Raw genomic sequence first — 19,969 nt, forward strand, 5'->3', positions numbered from 1 at the left:
CTCCCGAGGTCTCGCCCGCGGCGGGGGCCGCGGGTCCTGGTGCTGGTGCTGAACGGGGTGCCTGGCGCGCTGCCGGTGCTGGTGGGGGCGGCGGGCCCGGACGTGTCGGGGGTCACGGGCCCGGGCGACGGCCGGGGACGCCTCCTAAACTACCCGGTGGAGGATCGTCCGGATTCACCGCCGCACGCCGGAAGGAACACCATGGAGCACTCGCACGGCGGGCCGGCCCGCGCCGCCGCAGAGCTCGGGGAGGCGATCGAGCACCGGCTCGAGGACCTCGTGGAGCGCAAGCCCGCGTGGCGGGGCTGGATCCACGCCGGCTTCACGCCCGTCGTCGTCGCCCTGGGGCTCGTGGCGATCCTGTTCGCCCCCACCACGGAGCTGCGCATCGCGTGCGCCGTGTACGGGGTCACGGGCATCCTGCTGTTCGGCGTGTCGGCGATCTACCACCGCGCCTACTGGCCCCGCCGGCTGCACATGGTCCTGCGCCGGATGGACCACTCCAACATCGCGCTGCTGATCGCGGGGACCTACACCCCGCTGGCGGTCGCGCTGCTGGCCCCGGAGCAGTCCCGGGTGCTGCTGAGCGTGATCTGGGCCTGCGCCGCCGGGCTGGTGCTCTTCCGGCTGCTGTGGACGCTCGCGCCCCGCTGGCTCTACACCCCGCTCTACGTGGTGATGGGCTGCCTGGCCGTCGTCTACCTCCCGCAGTTCTGGCAGACCAGCCCGCCGGCGGCCGTGCTCACCGCGGCCGGCGGCGCCGCCTACATCACCGGCGCGGTGGTCTACGGCACCAAGCGCCCGCGGCTGCTGCCCGAGGTGTTCAGCTTCCACGAGATCTTCCACGCCTGCACCGTCCTCGGCTTCGGGCTGCACTACGTGGCGATCATGCTCGCGATGCTCGGCTGAGTCAGCCGCCCCCCGCCAGCTCCGCACGCAGCTCGGCGACCGTGTGGACCGGGGCGCGGCAGGCGAAGCCGCGGCACACGTAGACCGTGAACCGTCCGCCCGGCGCCGTCTTCCCGCGGGCGGCGCCGGGTGCCCCGGGGGCGTCGGCGTCGATCACGTGGGTGCCCAGCACCGCGGCGGGCCCGACGGCGCGGCGGGCCTCGAGCTTGTCCTCGGCGGTCCCGCCGGCGAGCACCACGTGGGTCGGCGCGGAGCCCAGTTCGTCCTGCACGGCCAGGGCCCGTCCCGCGGCGCGGGGCGAGCGCCGGGCCAGGAGCTCCAGCGGACCGAGCAGGGACGGGACGAGCCGGGCGCGCGCCTCATCCTCGTCCAGGGCCCACAGCTCCACGAGCACCGCCGCGAGCACGGCGGTGCCGGCGGGCGTGACGTCGTCGAGCGGCTGGGCGCGCCCCGAGCCGCCGGCGGCGAGCAGCGGCGCGGGGACGTCCGCGAGGTCGGACCAGACCCGGCCGGGTGCCTCCTCCCCGCCGTCCGGGGCCGGGTGCGAGAAGCGCTCCTCGGCCACGTCGGCGAGCGTGCGGGCCCGCCGGAGCCAGGCCGTGGCGCCGGTGGCCCGGTACAGGGCCAGGAACGCCTCGGCCAGCAGCGCGTAGTCCTCCAGCAGGCCCTCGATGGAGCGCTCCGCCGAGCCGGCGTGGCTGGTGCGCGCCAGCCGACGGCGGCCGCCGTCCCAGTGCACCTCCCACAGGTGCCCGGCGGCCTCCTCGGCCGCGAGCACCAGGGCGGGGTCCTGCAGCAGCACGCCGGCCTCGGCGAGGGCCGTGACGGTCAGCCCGTTCCACCCGGTCACGACCTTGTCGTCGCGGGCCGGGGCCGGCCGGGACGCCCGGGCCGCCGCGAGCTCGGGCCGCGCGGCGTCCCACAGCGCCTGCTCCTCCTCACCCAGGACGCGTCCCGGGTGCAGCGGCTGGGCGCGGCCGGCGGCCACCCCCATGAGATCGGCCACGGCCGTCCCCCGCTCGGGGCCGAGGACCGCGGCCAGCTCGGCGCGGGTCCAGACGTAGAAGGCGCCCTCCCCGCTGTGCACGTCCCCGGCGGCGGACGGGCTGTCCGCGGAGGGGCTGTCCGCGTCGAGGGAGGAGGCGAACGCCCCGCCGGGCAGGCGCAGCTCGCGCAGCAGGAACGCGGCCGTGTCCGCGGCCGCGCGCCCGTCGCCGCGGCCGGGCCCCCGGCCCGCGGCGCGCGCGTAGGCGCGCAGCAGCTGGGCGTTGTCGTAGAGCATCTTCTCGTAGTGCGGCAGGGACCACTCCCGGGTCACCGAGTAGCGGAAGAAGCCGCCGCCCACCTGGTCGAAGAGCGCCGAGGCCCGCATGGCGCCGAGGGTGCGGCCCAGCAGGCCGTGCGCCTGCTCCGCGGTCCGCGTGCCGGGGCGGGCCGCGATCCGCTCCAGCAGCGGCAGGACCGTGGAGGGCGGGAACTTGGGGGCCCCGCCGAACCCCCCGTGGAGCGGGTCCTCCTCCTGCAGGAGCACCTCGAGGGCCACGGCCGGGAGGTCCGGGCCGGCCCCGGCCGCCGGCACGGGCACCGCGCCGGCGGCCAGGGCGGTGCGCAGGTCCTCCGCCTGCCCGGCGACGGCGCGGGCGACCGCGTCCGCGGCCTGCTCCAGCTCGCCGCGGCGGGTGCTCCACGCCTCGGTCACCGCCTCCAGCACCTGCCGGAAGGACGGCGTGCCGTGGGCCGGGCGGGGCGGGAAGTAGGTGCCGGCGTGGAAGGCCCGCCCGTCCGGGGTCAGGAACACGCTCATGGGCCAGCCGCCCTGGCGGGTGAGCAGCTGCGTGGCGCTCATGTAGACGGCGTCCACGTCGGGGCGCTCCTCCCGGTCCACCTTGACCGGCACGAAGTGCTCGTCGAGGTAGGCGCCGACCTCCGGGTCCTCGAAGGACTCGTGGGCCATCACGTGGCACCAGTGGCAGGCGGCGTAGCCGACCGAGAGGAACACCGGGACGTCCCGGCGGGCGGCCTCGGCGAACGCGGCGTCGTCGAAGGGCTGCCAGGCCACGGGGTTGTCCGCGTGCTGGCGCAGGTAGGCGGAGGACTGTCCGCTCAGACGGTTGGGCATCGGGCGCTCCTCGGATCTCGGGTCCGGCACGGGGCCCCGCGGGAGGGGCCCGGTCTCAGCCGCGCGGGTCGGGTCCCCCCGGGTCCTCGGCCGGGGTGCCCGGGGACTCCCCGGCGGCCGGGGCGTCGGGGGCCTCCCGGGTGTAGCCGCCCACCTGCTCCTCGGCGGCGCGGCGCTCGGCGTACTCCGCGCGGTAGCGCATGCGCCGGTTGCGGCGGTTGAAGTCGAGCACGAGCAGGATCACGGCCACGGCGAGGACCAGGGACATGAGGAATCCGGCCACGCCGGGGGTCACCTGGCTGGGGTCCAGCCCGGGGCGCAGCGTGCCCTCGTCGATCGGGTTGGGCGCCATCGCGGGGAGCAGGGCGAGCACGTTCAGCACGGCGGTCATCTCCTCGTTCAGCCCTGGATCCCGGCGAACAGGTCGTTCTCCGGCAGGGCGGTGGGCACCCGCGAGTCGGCCAGGACGTAGTCCTCCCACGGCCAGACCTCGGCCTGCATCTCGGCGGACACGGCGAAGAACATCCCGTCCGGGGCCACCTGGGTGCGGTGGCTGCGCAGCGCCTCGTCCCGGCGGGCGAAGGTGTCCGGGCACTGGATCTTGGTGGTGGTCTCGTGCCGGGGGGCGGGCGGGCGGTGGCCCTCCGGGTCGGTCTCCTGCCAGGCGGCGATCCGCTCCGCGTACGGCGACTGCAGGCCGCGCTCCTCGAGGGCCTCGTGCAGGGCGACGAAGCGCTCGAGGTTGAAGGCCCGGTCGTAGTAGAGCTTCAGCGGCGTCCAGGGCGCGCCGAGACCCGGGTAGCGGTCGGGGTCGCCGGCGGCGCGGAACGCCTCGACCGAGACGTTGTGGGTCTGGATGTGGTCCGGGTGCGGGTAGCCGCCGTTCTCGTCGTAGGTGAGGATCACGTGCGGGCGGAACTCGCGCACGAGCCGCACCAGCGGGGCGGCGGCCCGCTCCAGCGGCTGCAGGGCGAAGCAGCCCCACGGCAGCGGCGGCAGCGGGTCGCCCTCGGGCAGGCCCGAGTCCATGAAGCCCAGCCACCGGTGCTGGATCTCCAGCGCGGCGGCGGCCTGGGCCATCTCCAGCCGGCGCAGGCCGGTCAGGTCCCGCTCGGCGTAGGGGTGGCCCTCCATCTCCCCGTTGAGGATCGAACCGCGCTCCCCGCCGGTGCACGTGGCCACCATCACCTCGACCCCCTGCCGGACGTAGTGGGCCATGGTCGCAGCACCCTTGCTCGACTCGTCGTCGGGGTGGGCGTGGACGGCCAGCAGGCGCATCTGGGACAGGGAGGTCACTCGGGAGGTCCTCTCGGGATCGGTCGGGGGTGGTGCGGCACGGCAGCTGCGGGCGCGGGCCGCCCTCCATTTTACGCGTCCGCGGGGACGCGGCGTGCCCGGGATGCTCCCAGCGGGCTCGGCTACAGTGGACGGGCGGTCGCCGGGCCCGGCGCCGCCTTCCCCGTTGCCGAGACCCGAGGCCGCCGTGTCCACCGACTCCCCCGCCCTGCTCCGCGACCGCTACGGACGCCCTGCCCGTCCCCGCCGGCTCGGCCCGCGCGGCTGGCTGGGCCTGCTGGTGCTGGCGACCCTGCTCGCGGCCGGGTTCATCGTGTGGGTGGTCACCGCCCGGGCCGCGGCGCCCACGTTCAAGGACGTCGGCTTCCAGGTCGTCTCCGAGGCGCGGGTGACGGCGGACTTCGACCTCACCAAGCGTCCCGGCGACGTGGTGACCTGCGCGGTGAGCGCCCTCAACGAGGAGTACGCCGTGGTGGGCTGGGCGGAGGTGACCGTCGGGGCGGTGGCCGAGGAGCAGCTCGGCGAGGGCGGGACGAGCACCCACCGCGCCACCGTGCGCACCACGAACCTGGCCACCACCGCGGTCGTCGACTCCTGCTGGGTCGAGGACGGCGAGGCCGCCGCGGATGTGTCGTAACCCTCATCGTGCTTTGGGCCTTCCCCCCGCCCCCGCCTAGACTGGGGAATCAGGACTCCCCGTCCCCGGCCACCGGGCACCGTCCGCACGGACGGCCCGGCACCGGGGCGGGGACTTTGCATTATGCGGATCCCCGCACCGACGACGGCGTCCGCGCCGTCGCTCCGGTCCGCCGCCGCCCGGCACGCCCCGGGCGGGCTCCGGCGGCCCGGCCGTCCGTCCACCGAGGAGAGATTGTGACCAAGACCAGCAACCAGGGCGCCTGGCTGACCCAGGAGGCCTACGACCGTCTGAAGAAGGAGCTCGACTACATCTCCGGCCCGTACCGGCACGAGATCGTGGAGCGCATCGACCAGGCACGTTCGGAGGGCGACCTCAAGGAGAACGGCGGCTACCACGCCGCCCGCGAGGAGCAGGGCAAGAACGAGGGGCGCATCGCCCACCTCAAGGCCCTGCTCGAGAGCGCTCAGGTCGGCGAGGCCCCCGCGGACGACGGGGTCGTCGAGGCCGGCATGGTCGTCACCGCGGAGATCGCCGGGGAGCCGATGACCTTCCTCATCGGCTCCCGCGAGGTGGCCGAGGACCTGGCCGCCGGCAGCGAGCTGGAGGTCTTCTCCGAGAAGTCCCCGATGGGCTCGGCCATCTCCGGCCACCAGGTCGGCGACGAGCTGTCCTACACCGCGCCCAACGGCAAGCAGATCCCGGTCAAGATCCTGGACGCCAAGCCGTTCCAGGGCTGAGCGTGCCGTGACGACCCACTGGCTGCGCAGCCCCGGGCCCGGCACCCGAGCCCTGATGGTGCTCACCGCGGTGCTCGCCGTCGTCGCCGTGGTCCTGCACTTCGCCGGCCAGGGCGATCCGGCGGCGAGCGCCCCCGGCAGCCTGCGCAACGTCTTCGTGTTCGCGACGTTCGTCAGCGGCTTCGCCACGTACCTCACCGGGCGGCGCCGCTCCTGACGTCGCCGCCCACGCCTGGCACGGCCACGGCACCGGCCCCCCAGGGGACCGGTGCCGTGGTCGTGCCGGGCGCGGTGCGCACCGGCGGGGCGCTCAGTGCACGACGACGGGGTGGAATCCCTCCGCCTCGAGCGCCCGGAGGACCTGGCGGCAGTGCTCGTGGCCCTTGGTCTCCATGTCGATCGTGATGGAGACGTCCCCCATGCTGAGCGAGCCGCCGATGCGGGTGTGGTCCAGGCCGGTGACGTTGGCGTCCTGCACGGCGATCACCTTGGAGATCAGCGCCAGCTCGCCCGGCCGGTCGGTGAGCATCATCTTGATCGTCATGTACCGGCCGGCGGCGGAGAGGCCGCGCTGGATCACCTTGAGCATGAGCATGGGGTCGATGTTGCCGCCGGAGAGGACCACCGCGGTGCTGCCCAGGTCCGGGTAGCGCTCCTGCAGCCGGCCGTCCAGCAGGGCGGCGACCCCCACGGCGCCGGCCGGCTCGACCACGAGCTTGTTCCGCTCCAGCAGGAAGATCAGCGCCTGGGCGAGGGAGTCCTCGGAGACCGTCACGACGTCGTCGACGAGCTCCTTGATGATGCTGAAGGGCAGCTGTCCCGGCTTCCCCACGGCGATGCCGTCGGCGATGGTCGAGACCCGCTCGAGGGTCACCAGGGCGTCCCCTGCCAGGGACGGCGGATAGGCGGCGGCGTTCTCCGCCTGCACGCCGATCAGCCGGATCGGCCGGCCCAGCTGCTCCGCGCGGGCCTTGACCGCCACGGCCACCCCGGCGAGCAGCCCGCCGCCGCCCACACCGGTGATCACGGTGTCGACGTCGGGGATCTGGTCGAGGAGCTCCAGGCCCAGGGTGCCCTGACCGGCCACGATGTCCGGGTGGTCGAAGGGGTGGACGAAGACCGCCCCGGTCCGCTCGGCGTGGCGCTGCGCCTCGGCGAGCGCCTCGTCCACGGCGTTGCCGTGCAGCACGACCTCGGCGCCGTGGTCGCGGGTTGCGGCGACCTTGGGCAGGGCCGCACCCATGGGCATGTAGATGCGGGCGGTGATGCCCAGCCGGTCGGCGGCGAGGGCCACTCCCTGGGCGTGGTTGCCGGCGGAGGCTGCCACCACCCCGCGCGCCTTCTCCTCGGCGGTGAGCTTGGCCATCCGCACGTAGGCGCCGCGGACCTTGAAGGAGCCCGCGCGCTGGAGGTTCTCGGCCTTGAGGTTGACCTCGGTGCCGACCAGGCGGGACAGCGCCCGCGAGTGGGCCACCGGCGTCCGGTCGATCACCCCGTCGAGCAGTGCGGCGGCGGCCTCGATGTCGGCGAGGCGGACGGGCAGGGCGGCCAGGCTCACGGTGAGTCTTCCTTACCGGTCGGTGCGTGCGCGGGACCCGGGGGCGGGGCACGGCTCGCGCCCGCCGGCGGCGGGCGCGGTCTCCATCCTAGTCGGTGCCCGGAGGCCGCCCCGGGGCCTTCCCGGCGCCGGCGCCGGCCTGGTCCGGCCGCTCGTCGCCCGGCCGTCCGGCGGTCCCGGCCGCGGCCCGGGCGCGGTCGGCCTTGCGCCCGCGCTTGAGCGCGGCCTGGAGGCGCTCCTGGGCCCGGGTCCGGCGGAAGCGCTGGAGCTGGGCCATGATCTGGTCCCGGGTCAGCTCGTTCCGGCTGGCGTGCTTCTTGATCTCCCAGGGGAAGAAGTAGGGCTCCCACGCGATCTCGTCGTCCTGGCGCCACAGCCCGCCCACGAGGTAGCGCACCACCGTGTTCAGGAAGGCCATGACCGGCACCGCGAACAGGGCACCGGCGATGCCGAAGAGGATGGTGCCCGAGGCCACGGCGAGGAACACGGCCAGCGGGTGCAGGGACACCGCCCGGCCCATGACGAGGGGCTGCAGCACGTTGGACTCGATCTGCTGCACGAGCAGCACCACCGCGAGCATCGCCAGGGCGTTGCCGAAGCCGTTGGCCACGAGCGCGACCAGCACGGCGACGGCGCCGGTCAGCACGGCGCCGACGATGGGGATGAAGGAGCCGAGGAAGACGAGGATGCCGATGGGCAGGGCCAGGGGCACCCCCAGCAGGGCGGCGCCGAGACCGATGCCCACGGCGTCCACGAAGGCCACGAAGCCCTGGATCCTGGCGTACTGCACGAGGGAGTGCCAGCCCCGGCGCCCGGCGCCGTTGACGGCGCGCCGGGCGCTCACCGGGAACAACCGGACCAGGAAGAGCCAGATCCGCTCCCCGTCCATGAGGAAGAAGAGCAGCGTGAACAGCATGATGATGATGCCGGTCAGCACGTTGCCGGCCGTGGAGCCGAAGGACATGGCCCCGTTGAGGATGGCCTGGCTGTTGTCCTGCACCGTGGTGCCGAGGTCGTCGATCCAGTCGTTCACGCTGTCCGCGCTGAGGTTCAGGGGCCCGTCCTCGAGCCAGCCCAGCAGCTGCTGCGTGCCGACCACCACGTTCTCGGACAGCTGGGCGAAGCCGAGCACGATCTGCCGCCCGGCCAGCACGAGCAGGCCGACCACGAGCCCGATGAAGCCCAGGACCGTGAGGCCCGAGGCCAGACCGGCGGGCACGTGCTGGGCCCGCATCCCCTTCACCAGCGGGAACAGCAGGCCGGCGAGCAGCCCCGCGATCAGCACGGGGATGATGACCACCGTGATCGTGGAGAGCATGTAGCCGAACAGGCCCACGGCCGCGAGGATGATGAGCAGCCGCCACGACCAGGCGGCGGCCACCCGCACCGAGACCGCCACGCCCCCGGCGGCGTTGCCGTGCAGCGGCGGGAGCTCGATGCTGGGTCCCGGGACCGGGGGACGCTCGGCGTCGTGCGCAGTGGAAGGCATGGCATCATCCTTCCACGGCCGGACGACCGGCAGGCGACGCGGGACCGACGCGGTCGACCGGCCTCCTCCGGGGTGCGCACCGGCCCGAAGCGCCCCCGCCGGGGACGGCCGACGCGACTGCCGGGGAAACCGCCGCCGGGGCGCCCGCGGTGACAGACTGGCGCCATGTCACGCGCGTTCCTCCGGATCCTCGCCCAGCGGCGTCCCGCCCCCGCCCTGACCCCGGACGCCCCGCCGCGGGAGGAGCTGGAGGCCGTGCTCCGCGCGGCCGCCGGCCCGGCGGCCGCGGACCCCGGGCTGAGCTGGCGGGTGGCCGTGACCACGCGCCGCTCCGCGCCCGAGCTGGCGGCCGCGGCCGCGGGCATGCGGCGGGTGCCCACCATGAGCACGCCGTTCCCCCGGCTCAAGGGCAAGCAGCTGCGGCGGCTGGCGACGTTCCGGGGGTCCCTGCAGTGGGCGAGCACGGGGGGTCTGGGCTGCGCGCTGGTGTTCAGCCCCGACGACGCCCTCGGGGTGCCGCGCAAGGAGCAGCTCGCCGCCGCGCACGGGGCCCGTCCCCTGCTCGAGGCCGCCTTCTGGGGCGCGGGCTGGGCGACCACGTGGGCGCCCCGCGACGGGGCGGACGAGGACGCGCTGCGCGCCTTCTACGGGCTGGCCCCCGGGGAGAAGGTGCTCGGCTGGCTGTTCGTGGGACGTCCGCCGCGCGCGGCCGCCGCGGCGCACGCGGCCACCCTGCCCGTGCCCGGCCCGCGGATCACCTACCACTGAGCCACCGCCCGCCCCCCGGGGACGGGACCGTGGACACGGCGACGGCCCGGCCCCCCGTTCGGGAGCCGGGCCGTCGCCGGTGGCGGAGCCGGGGGCGAGGACCTAGTTCGAGGTCATCTCCCGGATGATCGCCAGGATGCGCAGGATCTCGATGTAGAGCCACACGAGGGTGACGGTCAGGCCGAAGGCCGCGGACCAGGCTATCTTCTCCGGGACGCCGACCTCGACACCGCGCTTGATGTTCTCGAAGTCGAGCACGAAGCTGTAGGCCGCCAGCAGGATGGCGATCGCGCCGATGGCCAGACCCAGCCACGGGCCCAGAGGGCTCTCGGTGCGGATGTCGAAGCCGAAGAGCAGGACGGCACCCAGGTTGACCAGGGCGAACACGGCGTAGGCCATGAGGGCGACCATGAAGATCTTGGTCGCCCGCGCGGAGGCGCGCAGCTTGCCCGAGCGGAAGAGCACGAGCACGGAGCCGAACACCGCGAGAGTGCCGATCACGGCCTGGACGACGATGCCCGGGTAGATGCTCTCGAACATCGCCGAGATGCCGCCGAGGAACATGCCCTCGAACAGGCCGTAGGCCAGGATCAGCGCCGGCGAGGGCTGGCGCTTGAAGACGTTGACCATGGCCAGGACGAACCCGATCAGGGCGCCCGGCAGGGTCAGCACGGGCATGATCCAGCCGGCCAGCGCACCGACCACCACGGCGCCGAGCACCGTGGCGGTGCGCATGATGACGTCGTCGTAGGTCATCCGGCCGGTCTGGTTGGTGCCCGCCGCCGGGGCGTTGTACATCGAGTCCAGCCGGTCGGCGGAGTACGGCCCGGCCTGACCGTAGCCGGGCTGCTGGTAGCCGGACTGCTGGTAGGGGTTCCCGTAGGAGCGCTGCCCGTACTGGGTCCCGTAGGACTGCTGGGCGCTGCCTGCGCCCTGCTTGGTGAAATCGCGGAGGAGCGGGTTCCCGCCGGCCATGTGTCGGTCCTTCCCTGGCACTGCTGTGCGTGATGTGCCTCCAGGGTAGCAACGCAGGCATCACAGAAGCAGGGGAACGGCTGTGCTTAAGCCGAGGGCGTGGCGCGGACGGCCCCGCCCCGCGGCGCGCGCCGCGGGGCGGGGCGTCCACCCGCGCGGGGCCGGACCCCCGTCCGCACCGGCCCTCGGCCCGAAGCCCGCCCGGTCGACGGCGCCGCCCTGCGGCGCCGCGCCGCCGACCGGGCGGTGCCGCCGATCAGGGGTAGAGGCCGCGGGTGAGGTGGGCGTCGGCGACCCGCTGGACCGCGGTGACGGTGGCGGCCTCGCGCAGGCTCAGCCCGCGCTCGGCGGCGACCTCGAGCACCTTTCCCCAGGCCGCGAGCATCCGGGTCTCCAGGCGGGCGTCGACCTCGGCCGCGGACCACCAGTAGGCCTGGTTGGACTGCACCCACTCGAAGTAGGAGACGATCACCCCGCCGGCGTTGGCGAGGATGTCCGGGACCACGAGCACGCCGTTGGCGGCCAGGATCTCGTCCGCGGCTCCGGTGGTCGGCCCGTTCGCGCCCTCCACCACGACCGACGCGGCCACCTCGGCCGCGTTGCCCGCGTGCAGCACGCCCTCCACGGCGGCCGGCACCAGCAGGTCCACCTCCAGCCCCAGCAGCCGCTCGGCCGGGAGGGGGTCCGCTCCTGCGAAGCCGACGACGGAGCCGGTCGCGGCCACGTGCTGGGCCAGCGCGGGCACGTCCAGCCCGCCGGCGCGGTGGACGGCCCCGTACTGGTCGGAGACCGCGACGACCTCCACCCCGGCCTCGGCCAGGAACAGCGCGGCCCCGGCGCCGACCTTGCCGAAGCCCTGCACCGCGGCGGTGGCCCCGGCCGGGGCGATCCCCCGGTGGGCCAGGGCGGCCAGGGCGATGTGCACCACGCCGCGGGAGGTCGCCGCGGAGCGGCCCAGGGACCCGCCCACGGACACCGGCTTGCCGGTGACCACCCCGGGCACGGTGTAGCCCACGGACACGGAGTAGGTGTCCATCATCCAGGCCATGGTCTGCTCGTCGGTGCCGATGTCCGGGGCGGGGATGTCCCGCTCCGGGCCGATGATCGGCAGGATCTCGGAGGTGTAGCGGCGGGTGACCCGCTCCAGCTCGCCCCGGGAGTAGCGGCGGGGGTCGATCGTGATCCCGCCCTTGGCCCCGCCGTAGGGGACGTCCAGGAGGGCGCACTTCCAGGTCATCCACATCGCCAGCGCCCGCACCTCGTCCAGGTCCACGGCCGGGGAGAAGCGCAGCCCGCCCTTGGCCGGGCCGCGGGAGAAGTTGTGCTGGACCCGGTGGCCGGTCAGCACCTCCACGCTCCCGTCGTCGCGGCGCAGCGGGATGGACACGGTCATCTCCCGGCGCGGCCGGGACAGCAGGGCGTGCAGGCCGGTCTCGTAGCCGAGGGTGCGCACGGCCGCGGCCAGCTGGGCCTGGGCATCGGCCAGCGGGCCGGTGCCCGCCGTCGCCTCCCCCGGGGCGTCGGAGGCGGGAGCGAGGACGGGGGTGGTCATGGGATCTCCTTCGATGCGGATGGCGCGGCTCGGTCGGTGCGCAACGGTGGGTGCGGCGCGGTCGGCGCGGAACGGACGTCGGGCCCGGCCACGGCCGGGCGCGGCGCACGGCCCGGTCCGCCGGGACGCGGGGGCGAGGGCGGGGCGGGAGTCGACGGCGGAGCGGCGCCCCCACGGACCCGCGTCCGCACGTCCCCACAGTGTGAGACTAAGCTCACACCTGCGCGGCACAGTGCCGCCTCCTGCCCTGCCCGGTGTGCAGGGTGCCCAGCGGTCACGGTCGTGCGGCGGGCACCGCCGGGAATCCGCCGCCGACGGACCACCGGGTCGGCGCCCGGCTCCTCCTAGCCGGCGTGGACGCGGAGGGCGATCCAGAGATCGGCCCGCAGCTGCGGGTCGTCCAGGGAGCGGCCGAGGGCCTGCTCGACGGTCTGCAGCCGCTGCAGCATCGTGTTGCGGTGGATCCCCAGCTCGGCCGCCGCCTGCCGCCGGTTGCCGTTGTGGGCGAGGAAGGTCCGCAGCAGGCCCAGCAGCTGGTCGCCGCCCTCCCGTGCCCGGACCGGCGCCAGCAGGTCCCGCGCGAAGGCCCGCGCCGCCTCGGGCGGCAGGAGCCCGGCGAAGCCACCGGCCACCAGGTCGTCCCAGACGCCCACCCGGTGCCGGGCCGTGGTGCGTCCCAGCACGTCGAGGGCCTGGTGCTCGCTCGTGCCGGCGGCCTCCACGGGCGCGGCGCCGCCGATGCCGGCGCGGGCGCCGGAGCGCTCCACGACCTCGCGCAGGGCCCGGAGCAGCTCCGCGTCGTCCTGCAGCAGCACGGTGACGTCCACCTCCCCGGGCCCGTCCTGCGCCGCGGCGCCCACCAGCGCCCGGTGGCCGGTGCGGTCGGCGTATCCCTCGATCCGCCGGGCCGCCTCCCGGACCGGCTCGGCGTCCCCGCGCAGGCGCACCACCCGCACCCGCCGGGACGACCCGGCCCAGCCGCCGTCCTCGGCGACCGCGAGCAGGGCGTCCCCGGAGCGCACGTCACCCCCGAGGACGAGGGCCAGCGCCCCGGCGCGGACCCGGCGCCGGAACAGCGCCCGCTCCCCCGCCCGCTCGGCGTGCAGGGAGAGCAGGGCCACGGCGGTGGTGATCGCCCCGGCCTGCGCCCGCTCCACGGGCCGGGGCGTGACCACGACGAGGTAGGTGAGCGGCACCCCCTGCACGCCCAGCGGATGGATCACGATGCTTCCCGCGGGCCCGGACTCACTCAGCGACCCGCGCAGCCGCGCCGGGCGGAGCCGGTCGACGAGCTCCTCCAGGCTGCGCCCCGTGGGCAGCTCGGGGACCGCGGGCCCGGACCGGTGCGTGATCTCGGCGTCCGCGGTGCAGATCGCCGCCCAGCCGCCCTCGATGAGCCCGGCCAGGGACTCCAGGACCCGGGTGGATCCGTCCGCGCCCGTGGCGGCACGCGTGAGCGTGCGCTGCATGGTGAGCATGGACTCCAGGGCGGTGCGCTCCTGGGCGGCCCGCATCTCGGCCACGGCCTGGATCAGCTCCAGGAAGGGTGTCTCCTCGGGCACGCTGAACAGGGTCAGACCGGCGTCCCGGGCCGCCTCGACCAGGTGCTCCGGCACCTCGGGGTGGGACAGGCTGCGCCCGACGCCCATGCCGAGGGCCACGACCCCCTTCTCGGCGAGGCGACGGGCGTAGCGCCCCCAGGAGGGGCGGTCGACGGGACTGTTGAGCCCGGTGAACAGGACGATCTCCCCGCCGTTGAGGTAGGGGGTGGGGTCGGCCAGCTCGCTGGTGGCCACCCAGCTCACGGGGGCGCCCGTGTCCCCCTCGACGACCATGCGCAGCCCGAGGCCGTCGAGCCCGAGCACCTGGGCGACCGTGATCACTGATGTGTCCTTCCGTGCCGGCCGGGAGGACGACCGCCGAGGCGGGGTGCCGCCCCGGCCGCGGCACGGCGCGCCGGCCCGCACCGCTGCCGCCGAGACTATCGTGCCAGTCCGGGAGCGGGCGCGGCTCCGCGGACGGCCCGGACACGGCCCAGACACGGCCGGCGGCTCGGCGGGCGGCTCCGGCCGGAACGGCACTGCCCCGGATCGCCGTGGCAACATTTGTTGCCCAGTGATCAACGTACTGGCAGACTGTGCCGGGCATCACAGCCCCCGGCCCGGCGGACTCCCGCCCGGAGCCGGCACCCGCGAGAAAGGCCGCCCATGAAGATCGCCGTGCTCCAGGCCGAGGCCACGGTGCTCGACCTGGAGGCCAACCTCCGGGTCGTCGACGACGCCGCACGCCGGGCGCGCCAGGACGGCGCGGACCTGCTGCTGACCCCGGAGCTGTTCCCGTGCGGCTACAGCCCCGAGCTGCTCCGGCAGCGGCTGACGGCCGAGGACCTGCGCCTGATCGCCGACCGCGCCGCGGCGATCGCCCGCCGCCACGGGATCGCCCTGGTCTACAGCGCACCCCGGCAGGCAGCGGGCGGGCGCTGGCACATCTCCGCCACGCTCCTCGACGACGCCGGGCGGGCCGTGCTGAGCTACGACAAGGTGCACCTGTTCGGGGACGAGGAGCGGCGGGCCTTCGCCCCCGCCGAGGACGCCCCGCGGGTGGTGGAGCACGGCGGCCTGCGCGTCTCGCTGCTGATCTGCTACGACGTGGAGTTCCCGGAGAGCGTGCGCGCCGCCTCGGACCAGGGCGCGGAGCTGCTGCTGGTCCCGACCGCCCTCGGCGCCGGCTTCGCCGCCGTGCCGAACATCCTCCTCCCCGCCCGGGCCCTCGAGAGCCAGGTGGTCATCGCCTACGCCAACCACTGCGGCGCCGAGAGCGGGCTGGAGTTCGGCGGGGAGAGCGTGGTCGCCGGCGCCGACGGAAGCCTCCTCGCCCACGCCGGCACGGGCCCCGACCTGGTGCACGCCGTGGTGGACTCGGCCCTCGTGGCCGCCGCCCGCGAGCGCGTGCCCTACCTGCGGGACCGCCGCCCGGACCTGTACGGGCGCTGGGGCGGACGCTCCACCGCCTGAGGGACTACGGCGCCCCGGGCACGAACTGCAGGGCGATCAGCAGCTCCGCGCGCACCCGTGCGTCGTCGAGGTCCACCCCCAGCAGCTCGGCGACCTGCTGCACGTGCCGGCGCACGCTGTTGCGGTGCAGGCCGAGCCGGCGGCCGCACGCGTCCCAGTTGCCGTGCGCGTCCAGCCAGCACCGCAGCGTCCCCAGCAGCAGCTGCCGCCGCTGCGCGGGCAGCTCCTCCAGCGGCGCGAGGAGCCGGTCCGCCACCAGCCGCCCCGACTCCGGGCCGAGCAGACCCGCCACCGACCACGGCACGTCCTCCACGCGCAGGCTCCTGCCGCCGGCGCGCAGCCTCCCACGCAGGGCGGAGACCTCCTCGTGGGCGGCCCGCAGACCGGAGAGCTCCGCGGGCCGGCCGACGGCCACGAGCCACCCCCGCGACTCCAGGTCCTGGACCAGCCGGCCGGGCACCGGCGAGCGGGTGACGGTGACGAACCCGTACCCGGTGAGCTCCACGAGCCGGGTGTCGAACAGCCGGCGCAGCTGGAGCAGCTCCGGGAGCTCGTCGGCGGCCCGGGGCGGCCACGGCCCGTCGTGAGCCCGCCCGCGGACGCCCTGCACCACCCGCACCGGCTCGCCCTCGGGGCCCGCGACGCTCTGCGCCAGCGCCCGCAGCACGGCGCGCTCGCCCCCGGGATCCTCCGCCCCCAGCAGCAGGGCGGTAGCGAGGCGGCTGGGGGCCAGGTTGCCGACCGTGCGCTGACGCAGGAGCACCTCGAGCAGACCGACGGCGACGGAGACCGCGGTGTGCTGGGCCGGGGTGAACGCGGCGGGCGCCCCGAGGACGAGCGTGCCGAGATTGACGTCGCGCTCGCTGCGCAGCGGGTGGCCGACGACGACGGCCGCCCCGGGCTCGGCGAAGCTGGCGACCTCCACCCGCGGGCCGCTGCCGGCGAAGATCTTCTCCTGGAGGGGGCGCAGCTGCTCCTCGTCGAGGGCGGGGCGGCCGGCGGAGGCGCTGATCCGCCCGTCGGCCCCGGTCAGCACGGCCCACGCCCGGACCTCTGCGGCCAGCACCTCCAGGAGGGAGCTCTCCGGGGCGCCGGAGAGCACGGCCCGGAGCATCCGGCGGTTGGCCTGCACCAGGTGCCGCGCCATCCGGTCGTTCTCCGCCTCCAGCACGGCGGCGAACCTGCGGGTGACGGCGACGAACGGCGTGTGCTCCGCCACCCGCACCAGGGGCAGGCCGTGCTGCGCGCAGGCCCGGGCGAGCCCGGCGGGAAGGGCGTCGTGCACCGGAGAGACGCCCAGCCCCAGGGCGGTGACCCCGGCGGCCGCCAGCCGCGCCACGTAGTCGGCGACCTCCGCCGGCGACCGCCCGGCCAGCGGGACCCCGGCGGTGAGGAGGAGCTCCCCGCCCAGCAGGAACGGCGTGGGGTCCTCCAGCTCGCTGGTGGCCACCCAGCGCAGCGGCGGGGCCGCCGCCCCCGGCCAGGAGGTCACCAGCTCCAGCTCGGCCGGCATCTGCGCCAGCAGGCGGTCCAGGGTCAGCTCCCCCCAGCCCTCCGTCGCGACGACCCGCTCCTGCAGTGGTGCACTTCCGCTCATGCCAGGGAACTATAGGACACTTCGTCCCGTCTGAGATGCGCGTCACATCCCTAGGGTGTGTGGTGCCCCGTAGGTCGCTCGTCGAAAGGGACGCCACCATGACCACGTCACCCACCCTGCCGGACCGGCGGTCACGCCCGGGCCTCCCGCTCGGCAGCCAGCTGGTCCGGCGCAAACCGCTGCACCAGATGGCGCGCGAGTCGGAGACCGCCAGCACCGGGCTCATCCGCAGCTTCGGGCTGCTGCAGCTGACCATGATCAGCGTGGGCGCCACGCTCGGCACGGGCATCTTCGTGGTGCTCGGGGACTCGGTGCCCCTCGCGGGGCCGGCCGTGTGGATCTCCTTCGTCATCGCCGGTGTGGCGGCCATGCTCTCGGCGCTCTCGTACGCGGAGATGGCCGGCGCCGTGCCCGTCTCCGGGTCCAGCTACTCCTACACCTACGCCACCATGGGCGAGGGCCTCGCCTGGGTCTGCGGCTGGTGCCTGCTGCTGGAGTACGCCGTGTCCGTCGCCGCCATCGCCGTCGGCGCCGGGGAGTACCTCACCGAGATGGCCACGGCCTTCGGCGTCGTCCTCCCGGAGGCGTTCGTGCAGCCCCCCGGGGACGGCGGCGTCTTCAACGTCCCCGCCGTCGCGGTCGTGCTGCTCGCCACGGTGATCCTGATTCGGGGATCGCGCGAGAGCGCCTGGGTGAACACGGTGCTGGTGGTGCTCAAGATCGCCGTCCTGCTGTTCTTCGTGGCCGTGGCGTTCACGGCCTTCGACTCCCGCAACTTCGCCCCGCTGCTGCCGATGGGCACCGCGGGCGTCACCGCCGCGGCCTCCCGCCTGTTCTTCTCCTACATCGGCTTCGACGCCGCCTCCACCGCCGGGGACGAGGCCCGCGATCCGCAGCGGGACCTGCCCCGGGCCATCATCCTCTCCATGGCCCTGATCACCTCCCTGTACATCCTCGTCGCGGTGGCCGCCGTCGGCGCCCGCCCGTGGCACTGGTTCGACGGCCAGGAGGCCGCCCTCGTGGGCGTCCTGCAGGAGATCACCGGACGCCCCTGGGTCTCGCTCGTCTTCGCCACGGGCGCCGTCGTCGCCATCGTGAGCATCGTGCTCGTCGTCCTCTACGGGCAGACGCGCATCCTGATGGCCATGTCCCGCGACGGCCTGGTGCCGCCCGTCTTCGCCCGGGTCTCGGCCCGCACCGGCACCCCGATCGCGAACACGCTGATCACGGGCGGCGTCATCGCCACCACGGCGGGGCTCGTCCCCCTCGGCGAGCTGGCCGACGCGACGAGCATCGGCACCCTCTTCGCCTTCAGCCTGGTCAGCCTCGCCGTGATCCACCTGCGCCGCACCCGCCCCGACCTGCCCCGGACCTTCCGGGTGCCGCTCTACCCGGTCACGCCGATCCTCGCCGTGCTCATGTGCGCCTTCCTCATGCTGAATCTGGGAAGCTCCACCTGGGTGGTGTTCGTCCTCTGGATGGCCGTCGGCGCCGGCGTGTACCTCGGCTACGGCCGCAGGCACTCGGCCGTGGCCGCCATGACCGACGAGGAGTACGCGGAGGCCTCCGCCCCTGTGACCCCGACCCACGAGACCGTGAAGGACACCGTATGACCATCGCGACCGACATCAACCACTCCGGCGCCGGCGCCGCGCCGATCACCATGCTCAGCCCCGACTTCCCGTTCGGCTACGACACCTACCTCCAGCACCCCGCGGGCCTGGGCAGCGTGCCCGAGGCCGCGCTGGGCACGAAGGTCGCGGTGATCGGAGCGGGCCTGTCCGGGCTCGTGACGGCCTACGAGCTGATGAAGCTGGGCCTGCACCCCGTGGTGTACGAGGCGGGCGAGATCGGCGGGCGGCTCCGCACGGCCTCGTTCTCCGGCGCGCCGTCGGTGACCGCCGACCTGGGCGGGATGCGGTTCCCGGTCTCCGGCCGGGCCTTCTACCACTACGTCGACAAGCTGGGACTGCGCACCGAGGCCTTCCCCAACCCCCTCTCCGAGGTCACCCCCAGCACGGTCATCGAGCTCGGCGGCCGGGCCCACTACGCCCGCACCCCCGACGAGCTGCCCGCGTTCTTCCAGGAGGTCGCCGACGCCTGGCACCACGCGGTCGACGACGGCGCCCAGTTCCTGCAGATGCAGGAGGCGATCAAGGCCCGCGACACCCGCCGGATCAAGCAGCTCTGGAACGAGCTGGTCCGCGACCTCGACGAGCAGACCTTCTACGGGTTCATCGCGGCCAGCACGGCGTTCAAGGAGGCCGGGTTCGAGCACCGGGAGGCCTTCGGCCAGGTGGGCTTCGGCACGGGGGGCTGGGACACCGACTTCCCCAACTCCATCCTCGAAATCCTCCGGGTGGTCTACACCGACGCCGACGACGGTCACCGCAGCATCGTCGGCGGCGCCCAGCGGCTGCCCGAGGCGCTGTGGCACCACGCGCCGGAGGACATCGCCCACTGGCCCGCCGGGACGTCCCTCGCCTCGCTGCACCACGGCTCCCCCCGCGGCACCGTGGCCCGGATCTCGCGCCCCGCCACGGCCGGCGGCGGCGCCGGGGACCTGCGGATCGAGGAGAAGTGGGGGCGCGCCGCCGAGTACCGCGCGGTCGTCGCCACCTGCCAGTCCTGGCTGCTGTCCACGCGGATCCACACCGAGGAGGGGCTCTTCCCCGCGCCGCTGTGGACCGCCATGGAACGCTCGCACTACATGCAGTCCTCGAAGACGTTCGTGATGGTGGACCGCCCCTTCTGGAAGGACGTCGACCCCGCCACGGGCCGGGACACCCTCAGCATGACGCTGACCGACCGCCTGCCGCGCGCCACGTACCTCCTCGACGACGGCCCGGACCGGCCGGCCGTGATCCTCCTGTCCTACACCTGGAACGACGACGCCCTGAAGTGGCTCGCCCTCGACGCCGACGGGCGCGTGGAGCTGATGCTGCACTCCCTGAAGCAGATCTACCCGGACGTGGACATCGCCTCGCACATCGTCGGGGAGCCGATCACCGTCTCATGGGAGGCCGACCCCAACTTCATGGGCGCGTTCAAGGCCAACCTGCCCGGCCACTACCGCTACCAGCAGCGCCTGTTCACGCACTTCGCGCAGGAGGACCTGCCGGAGCACCAGCGCGGGATCTTCCTGGCCGGCGACGACATCTCCTTCACCGCCGGCTGGGCCGAGGGCGCGGTGACCACCGGCCTGAACGCCGTGTGGGGCGTCGTCCGGCACCTGGGCGGGTCGAGCGCCCCCGGCAACCCCGGGCCGGGGGACCTCCTCGACGAGCTCGGGCCGATCGCCCTGGACTGAGCGGC

The 19,969-nt window shown here is 74.8% G+C and carries 17 protein-coding genes; 8 read left to right on the forward strand and 9 right to left on the reverse strand.

From position 1 onward, the window contains the following. Positions 1-201: 201 nt before the first annotated feature. Positions 202-909: a PAQR family membrane homeostasis protein TrhA gene (gene trhA / locus GMA12_RS04825; RefSeq protein WP_156267729.1), complete on the forward strand. Its 708-nt coding sequence runs from the start codon at positions 202-204 to the stop codon at positions 907-909. A gap of 1 nt (position 910) precedes the next feature. Here the strand turns inward: trhA and GMA12_RS04830 are convergent, their stop codons facing one another. From GMA12_RS04830 to mca, 3 genes are read right to left on the reverse strand one after another with little or no spacing between them, the layout of a single operon-like run. Then, a complete protein-coding gene (locus GMA12_RS04830; protein ID WP_156267731.1) occupies positions 911-3,028 on the reverse strand; it encodes a thioredoxin domain-containing protein in 2,118 nt (705 codons plus the stop codon). A 55-nt stretch (positions 3,029-3,083) separates the two neighbouring features. Beyond that, on the reverse strand, positions 3,084-3,419 hold the full coding sequence (locus GMA12_RS04835; RefSeq protein WP_206064640.1) for a hypothetical protein: 336 nt from the start codon (positions 3,417-3,419) through the stop codon (positions 3,084-3,086). 8 nt (positions 3,420-3,427) lie between these two features. Further along, positions 3,428-4,306 carry a mycothiol conjugate amidase Mca gene (gene mca, locus GMA12_RS04840; RefSeq protein WP_156268007.1) on the reverse strand — a complete coding sequence of 293 codons (879 nt, stop codon included), beginning with the start codon at positions 4,304-4,306 and terminating at the stop codon, positions 3,428-3,430. A 184-nt stretch (positions 4,307-4,490) separates the two neighbouring features. Between mca and GMA12_RS04845 the strand changes: the two genes are divergently transcribed. From GMA12_RS04845 to GMA12_RS04855, 3 genes are all read left to right on the forward strand, one after another. Beyond that, positions 4,491-4,961 carry a DUF4307 domain-containing protein gene (locus GMA12_RS04845; protein WP_240898607.1) on the forward strand — a complete coding sequence of 157 codons (471 nt, stop codon included), beginning with the start codon at positions 4,491-4,493 and terminating at the stop codon, positions 4,959-4,961. A 236-nt stretch (positions 4,962-5,197) separates the two neighbouring features. Next, positions 5,198-5,701 (forward strand): transcription elongation factor GreA, encoded by a 504-nt coding sequence (gene greA, locus GMA12_RS04850; RefSeq protein ID WP_162459484.1) that lies wholly within the window; start codon positions 5,198-5,200, stop codon positions 5,699-5,701. 7 nt (positions 5,702-5,708) lie between these two features. Further along, positions 5,709-5,918, forward strand: coding sequence for a hypothetical protein (locus GMA12_RS04855; protein ID WP_156267733.1), 210 nt, complete (start codon positions 5,709-5,711; stop codon positions 5,916-5,918). A 93-nt stretch (positions 5,919-6,011) separates the two neighbouring features. Here the strand turns inward: GMA12_RS04855 and ilvA are convergent, their stop codons facing one another. Both ilvA and GMA12_RS04865 read right to left on the reverse strand, forming a co-directional pair. Next, a complete protein-coding gene (gene ilvA / locus GMA12_RS04860) occupies positions 6,012-7,259 on the reverse strand; it encodes a threonine ammonia-lyase (RefSeq protein ID WP_162459485.1) in 1,248 nt (415 codons plus the stop codon). A gap of 88 nt (positions 7,260-7,347) precedes the next feature. Further along, on the reverse strand, positions 7,348-8,748 hold the full coding sequence (locus GMA12_RS04865) for an AI-2E family transporter (protein WP_156267735.1): 1,401 nt from the start codon (positions 8,746-8,748) through the stop codon (positions 7,348-7,350). A 165-nt stretch (positions 8,749-8,913) separates the two neighbouring features. On the opposite strand from GMA12_RS04865, the gene GMA12_RS04870 reads away from it, so the two are divergent. Continuing rightward, positions 8,914-9,516 (forward strand): nitroreductase family protein, encoded by a 603-nt coding sequence (locus GMA12_RS04870; RefSeq protein WP_156267738.1) that lies wholly within the window; start codon positions 8,914-8,916, stop codon positions 9,514-9,516. 102 nt (positions 9,517-9,618) lie between these two features. On the opposite strand, the gene GMA12_RS04875 is transcribed toward GMA12_RS04870, so the two are convergent. The 3 genes from GMA12_RS04875 to GMA12_RS04885 form a co-directional block, all read right to left on the reverse strand. Further along, positions 9,619-10,491 carry a Bax inhibitor-1/YccA family protein gene (locus tag GMA12_RS04875; protein WP_156267740.1) on the reverse strand — a complete coding sequence of 291 codons (873 nt, stop codon included), beginning with the start codon at positions 10,489-10,491 and terminating at the stop codon, positions 9,619-9,621. 256 nt (positions 10,492-10,747) lie between these two features. Continuing rightward, positions 10,748-12,043: a Glu/Leu/Phe/Val family dehydrogenase gene (locus GMA12_RS04880; RefSeq protein WP_156267742.1), complete on the reverse strand. Its 1,296-nt coding sequence runs from the start codon at positions 12,041-12,043 to the stop codon at positions 10,748-10,750. Positions 12,044-12,387: 344 nt separating this feature from the next. Then, entirely contained in the window at positions 12,388-13,926 is a 1,539-nt protein-coding gene (locus GMA12_RS04885) for a PucR family transcriptional regulator (RefSeq protein WP_162459486.1), read from the reverse strand. Between the two features lie 324 nt (positions 13,927-14,250). On the opposite strand from GMA12_RS04885, the gene GMA12_RS04890 reads away from it, so the two are divergent. Next, positions 14,251-15,057, forward strand: a complete 807-nt coding sequence (locus GMA12_RS04890) for a carbon-nitrogen hydrolase family protein (RefSeq protein WP_156267746.1) — start codon at positions 14,251-14,253, stop codon at positions 15,055-15,057. A gap of 4 nt (positions 15,058-15,061) precedes the next feature. Here the strand turns inward: GMA12_RS04890 and GMA12_RS04895 are convergent, their stop codons facing one another. Beyond that, positions 15,062-16,654 carry a PucR family transcriptional regulator gene (locus GMA12_RS04895; RefSeq protein ID WP_156267748.1) on the reverse strand — a complete coding sequence of 531 codons (1,593 nt, stop codon included), beginning with the start codon at positions 16,652-16,654 and terminating at the stop codon, positions 15,062-15,064. A gap of 98 nt (positions 16,655-16,752) precedes the next feature. Here GMA12_RS04895 and GMA12_RS04900 point away from each other — a divergent pair, with 98 nt between their 5' ends. Both GMA12_RS04900 and GMA12_RS04905 read left to right on the forward strand, forming a co-directional pair. Continuing rightward, positions 16,753-18,267 (forward strand): APC family permease, encoded by a 1,515-nt coding sequence (locus GMA12_RS04900; RefSeq protein ID WP_156267750.1) that lies wholly within the window; start codon positions 16,753-16,755, stop codon positions 18,265-18,267. Next, positions 18,264-19,964 carry a flavin monoamine oxidase family protein gene (locus GMA12_RS04905; RefSeq protein WP_156267752.1) on the forward strand — a complete coding sequence of 567 codons (1,701 nt, stop codon included), beginning with the start codon at positions 18,264-18,266 and terminating at the stop codon, positions 19,962-19,964. The genes GMA12_RS04900 and GMA12_RS04905 overlap by 4 nt, the downstream gene beginning before the upstream one ends. The last annotated feature ends 5 nt before the right edge of the window (positions 19,965-19,969 follow it).

The sequence above is a fragment of the Kocuria sediminis genome, from assembly GCF_009735315.1.
In the GTDB taxonomy this organism is placed as follows: domain Bacteria; phylum Actinomycetota; class Actinomycetes; order Actinomycetales; family Micrococcaceae; genus Kocuria; species Kocuria turfanensis.

Excerpts from the sequence above, each read along its gene's own strand:
- trhA (WP_156267729.1), top strand. The coding sequence starts at position 202 with ATGGAGCACTCGCACGGCGGGCCGGCCCGCGCCGCCGCAGAGCTCGGG.
- GMA12_RS04830 (WP_156267731.1), bottom strand. The coding sequence starts at position 3,028 with ATGCCCAACCGTCTGAGCGGACAGTCCTCCGCCTACCTGCGCCAGCAC.
- GMA12_RS04835 (WP_206064640.1), bottom strand. The coding sequence starts at position 3,419 with ATGACCGCCGTGCTGAACGTGCTCGCCCTGCTCCCCGCGATGGCGCCC.
- mca (WP_156268007.1), bottom strand. The coding sequence starts at position 4,306 with ATGCGCCTGCTGGCCGTCCACGCCCACCCCGACGACGAGTCGAGCAAG.
- GMA12_RS04865 (WP_156267735.1), bottom strand. The coding sequence starts at position 8,748 with ATGCCTTCCACTGCGCACGACGCCGAGCGTCCCCCGGTCCCGGGACCC.
- GMA12_RS04870 (WP_156267738.1), top strand. The coding sequence starts at position 8,914 with ATGTCACGCGCGTTCCTCCGGATCCTCGCCCAGCGGCGTCCCGCCCCC.
- GMA12_RS04875 (WP_156267740.1), bottom strand. The coding sequence starts at position 10,491 with ATGGCCGGCGGGAACCCGCTCCTCCGCGATTTCACCAAGCAGGGCGCA.
- GMA12_RS04880 (WP_156267742.1), bottom strand. The coding sequence starts at position 12,043 with ATGACCACCCCCGTCCTCGCTCCCGCCTCCGACGCCCCGGGGGAGGCG.
- GMA12_RS04890 (WP_156267746.1), top strand. The coding sequence starts at position 14,251 with ATGAAGATCGCCGTGCTCCAGGCCGAGGCCACGGTGCTCGACCTGGAG.
- GMA12_RS04895 (WP_156267748.1), bottom strand. The coding sequence starts at position 16,654 with ATGAGCGGAAGTGCACCACTGCAGGAGCGGGTCGTCGCGACGGAGGGC.
- GMA12_RS04900 (WP_156267750.1), top strand. The coding sequence starts at position 16,753 with ATGACCACGTCACCCACCCTGCCGGACCGGCGGTCACGCCCGGGCCTC.
- GMA12_RS04905 (WP_156267752.1), top strand. The coding sequence starts at position 18,264 with ATGACCATCGCGACCGACATCAACCACTCCGGCGCCGGCGCCGCGCCG.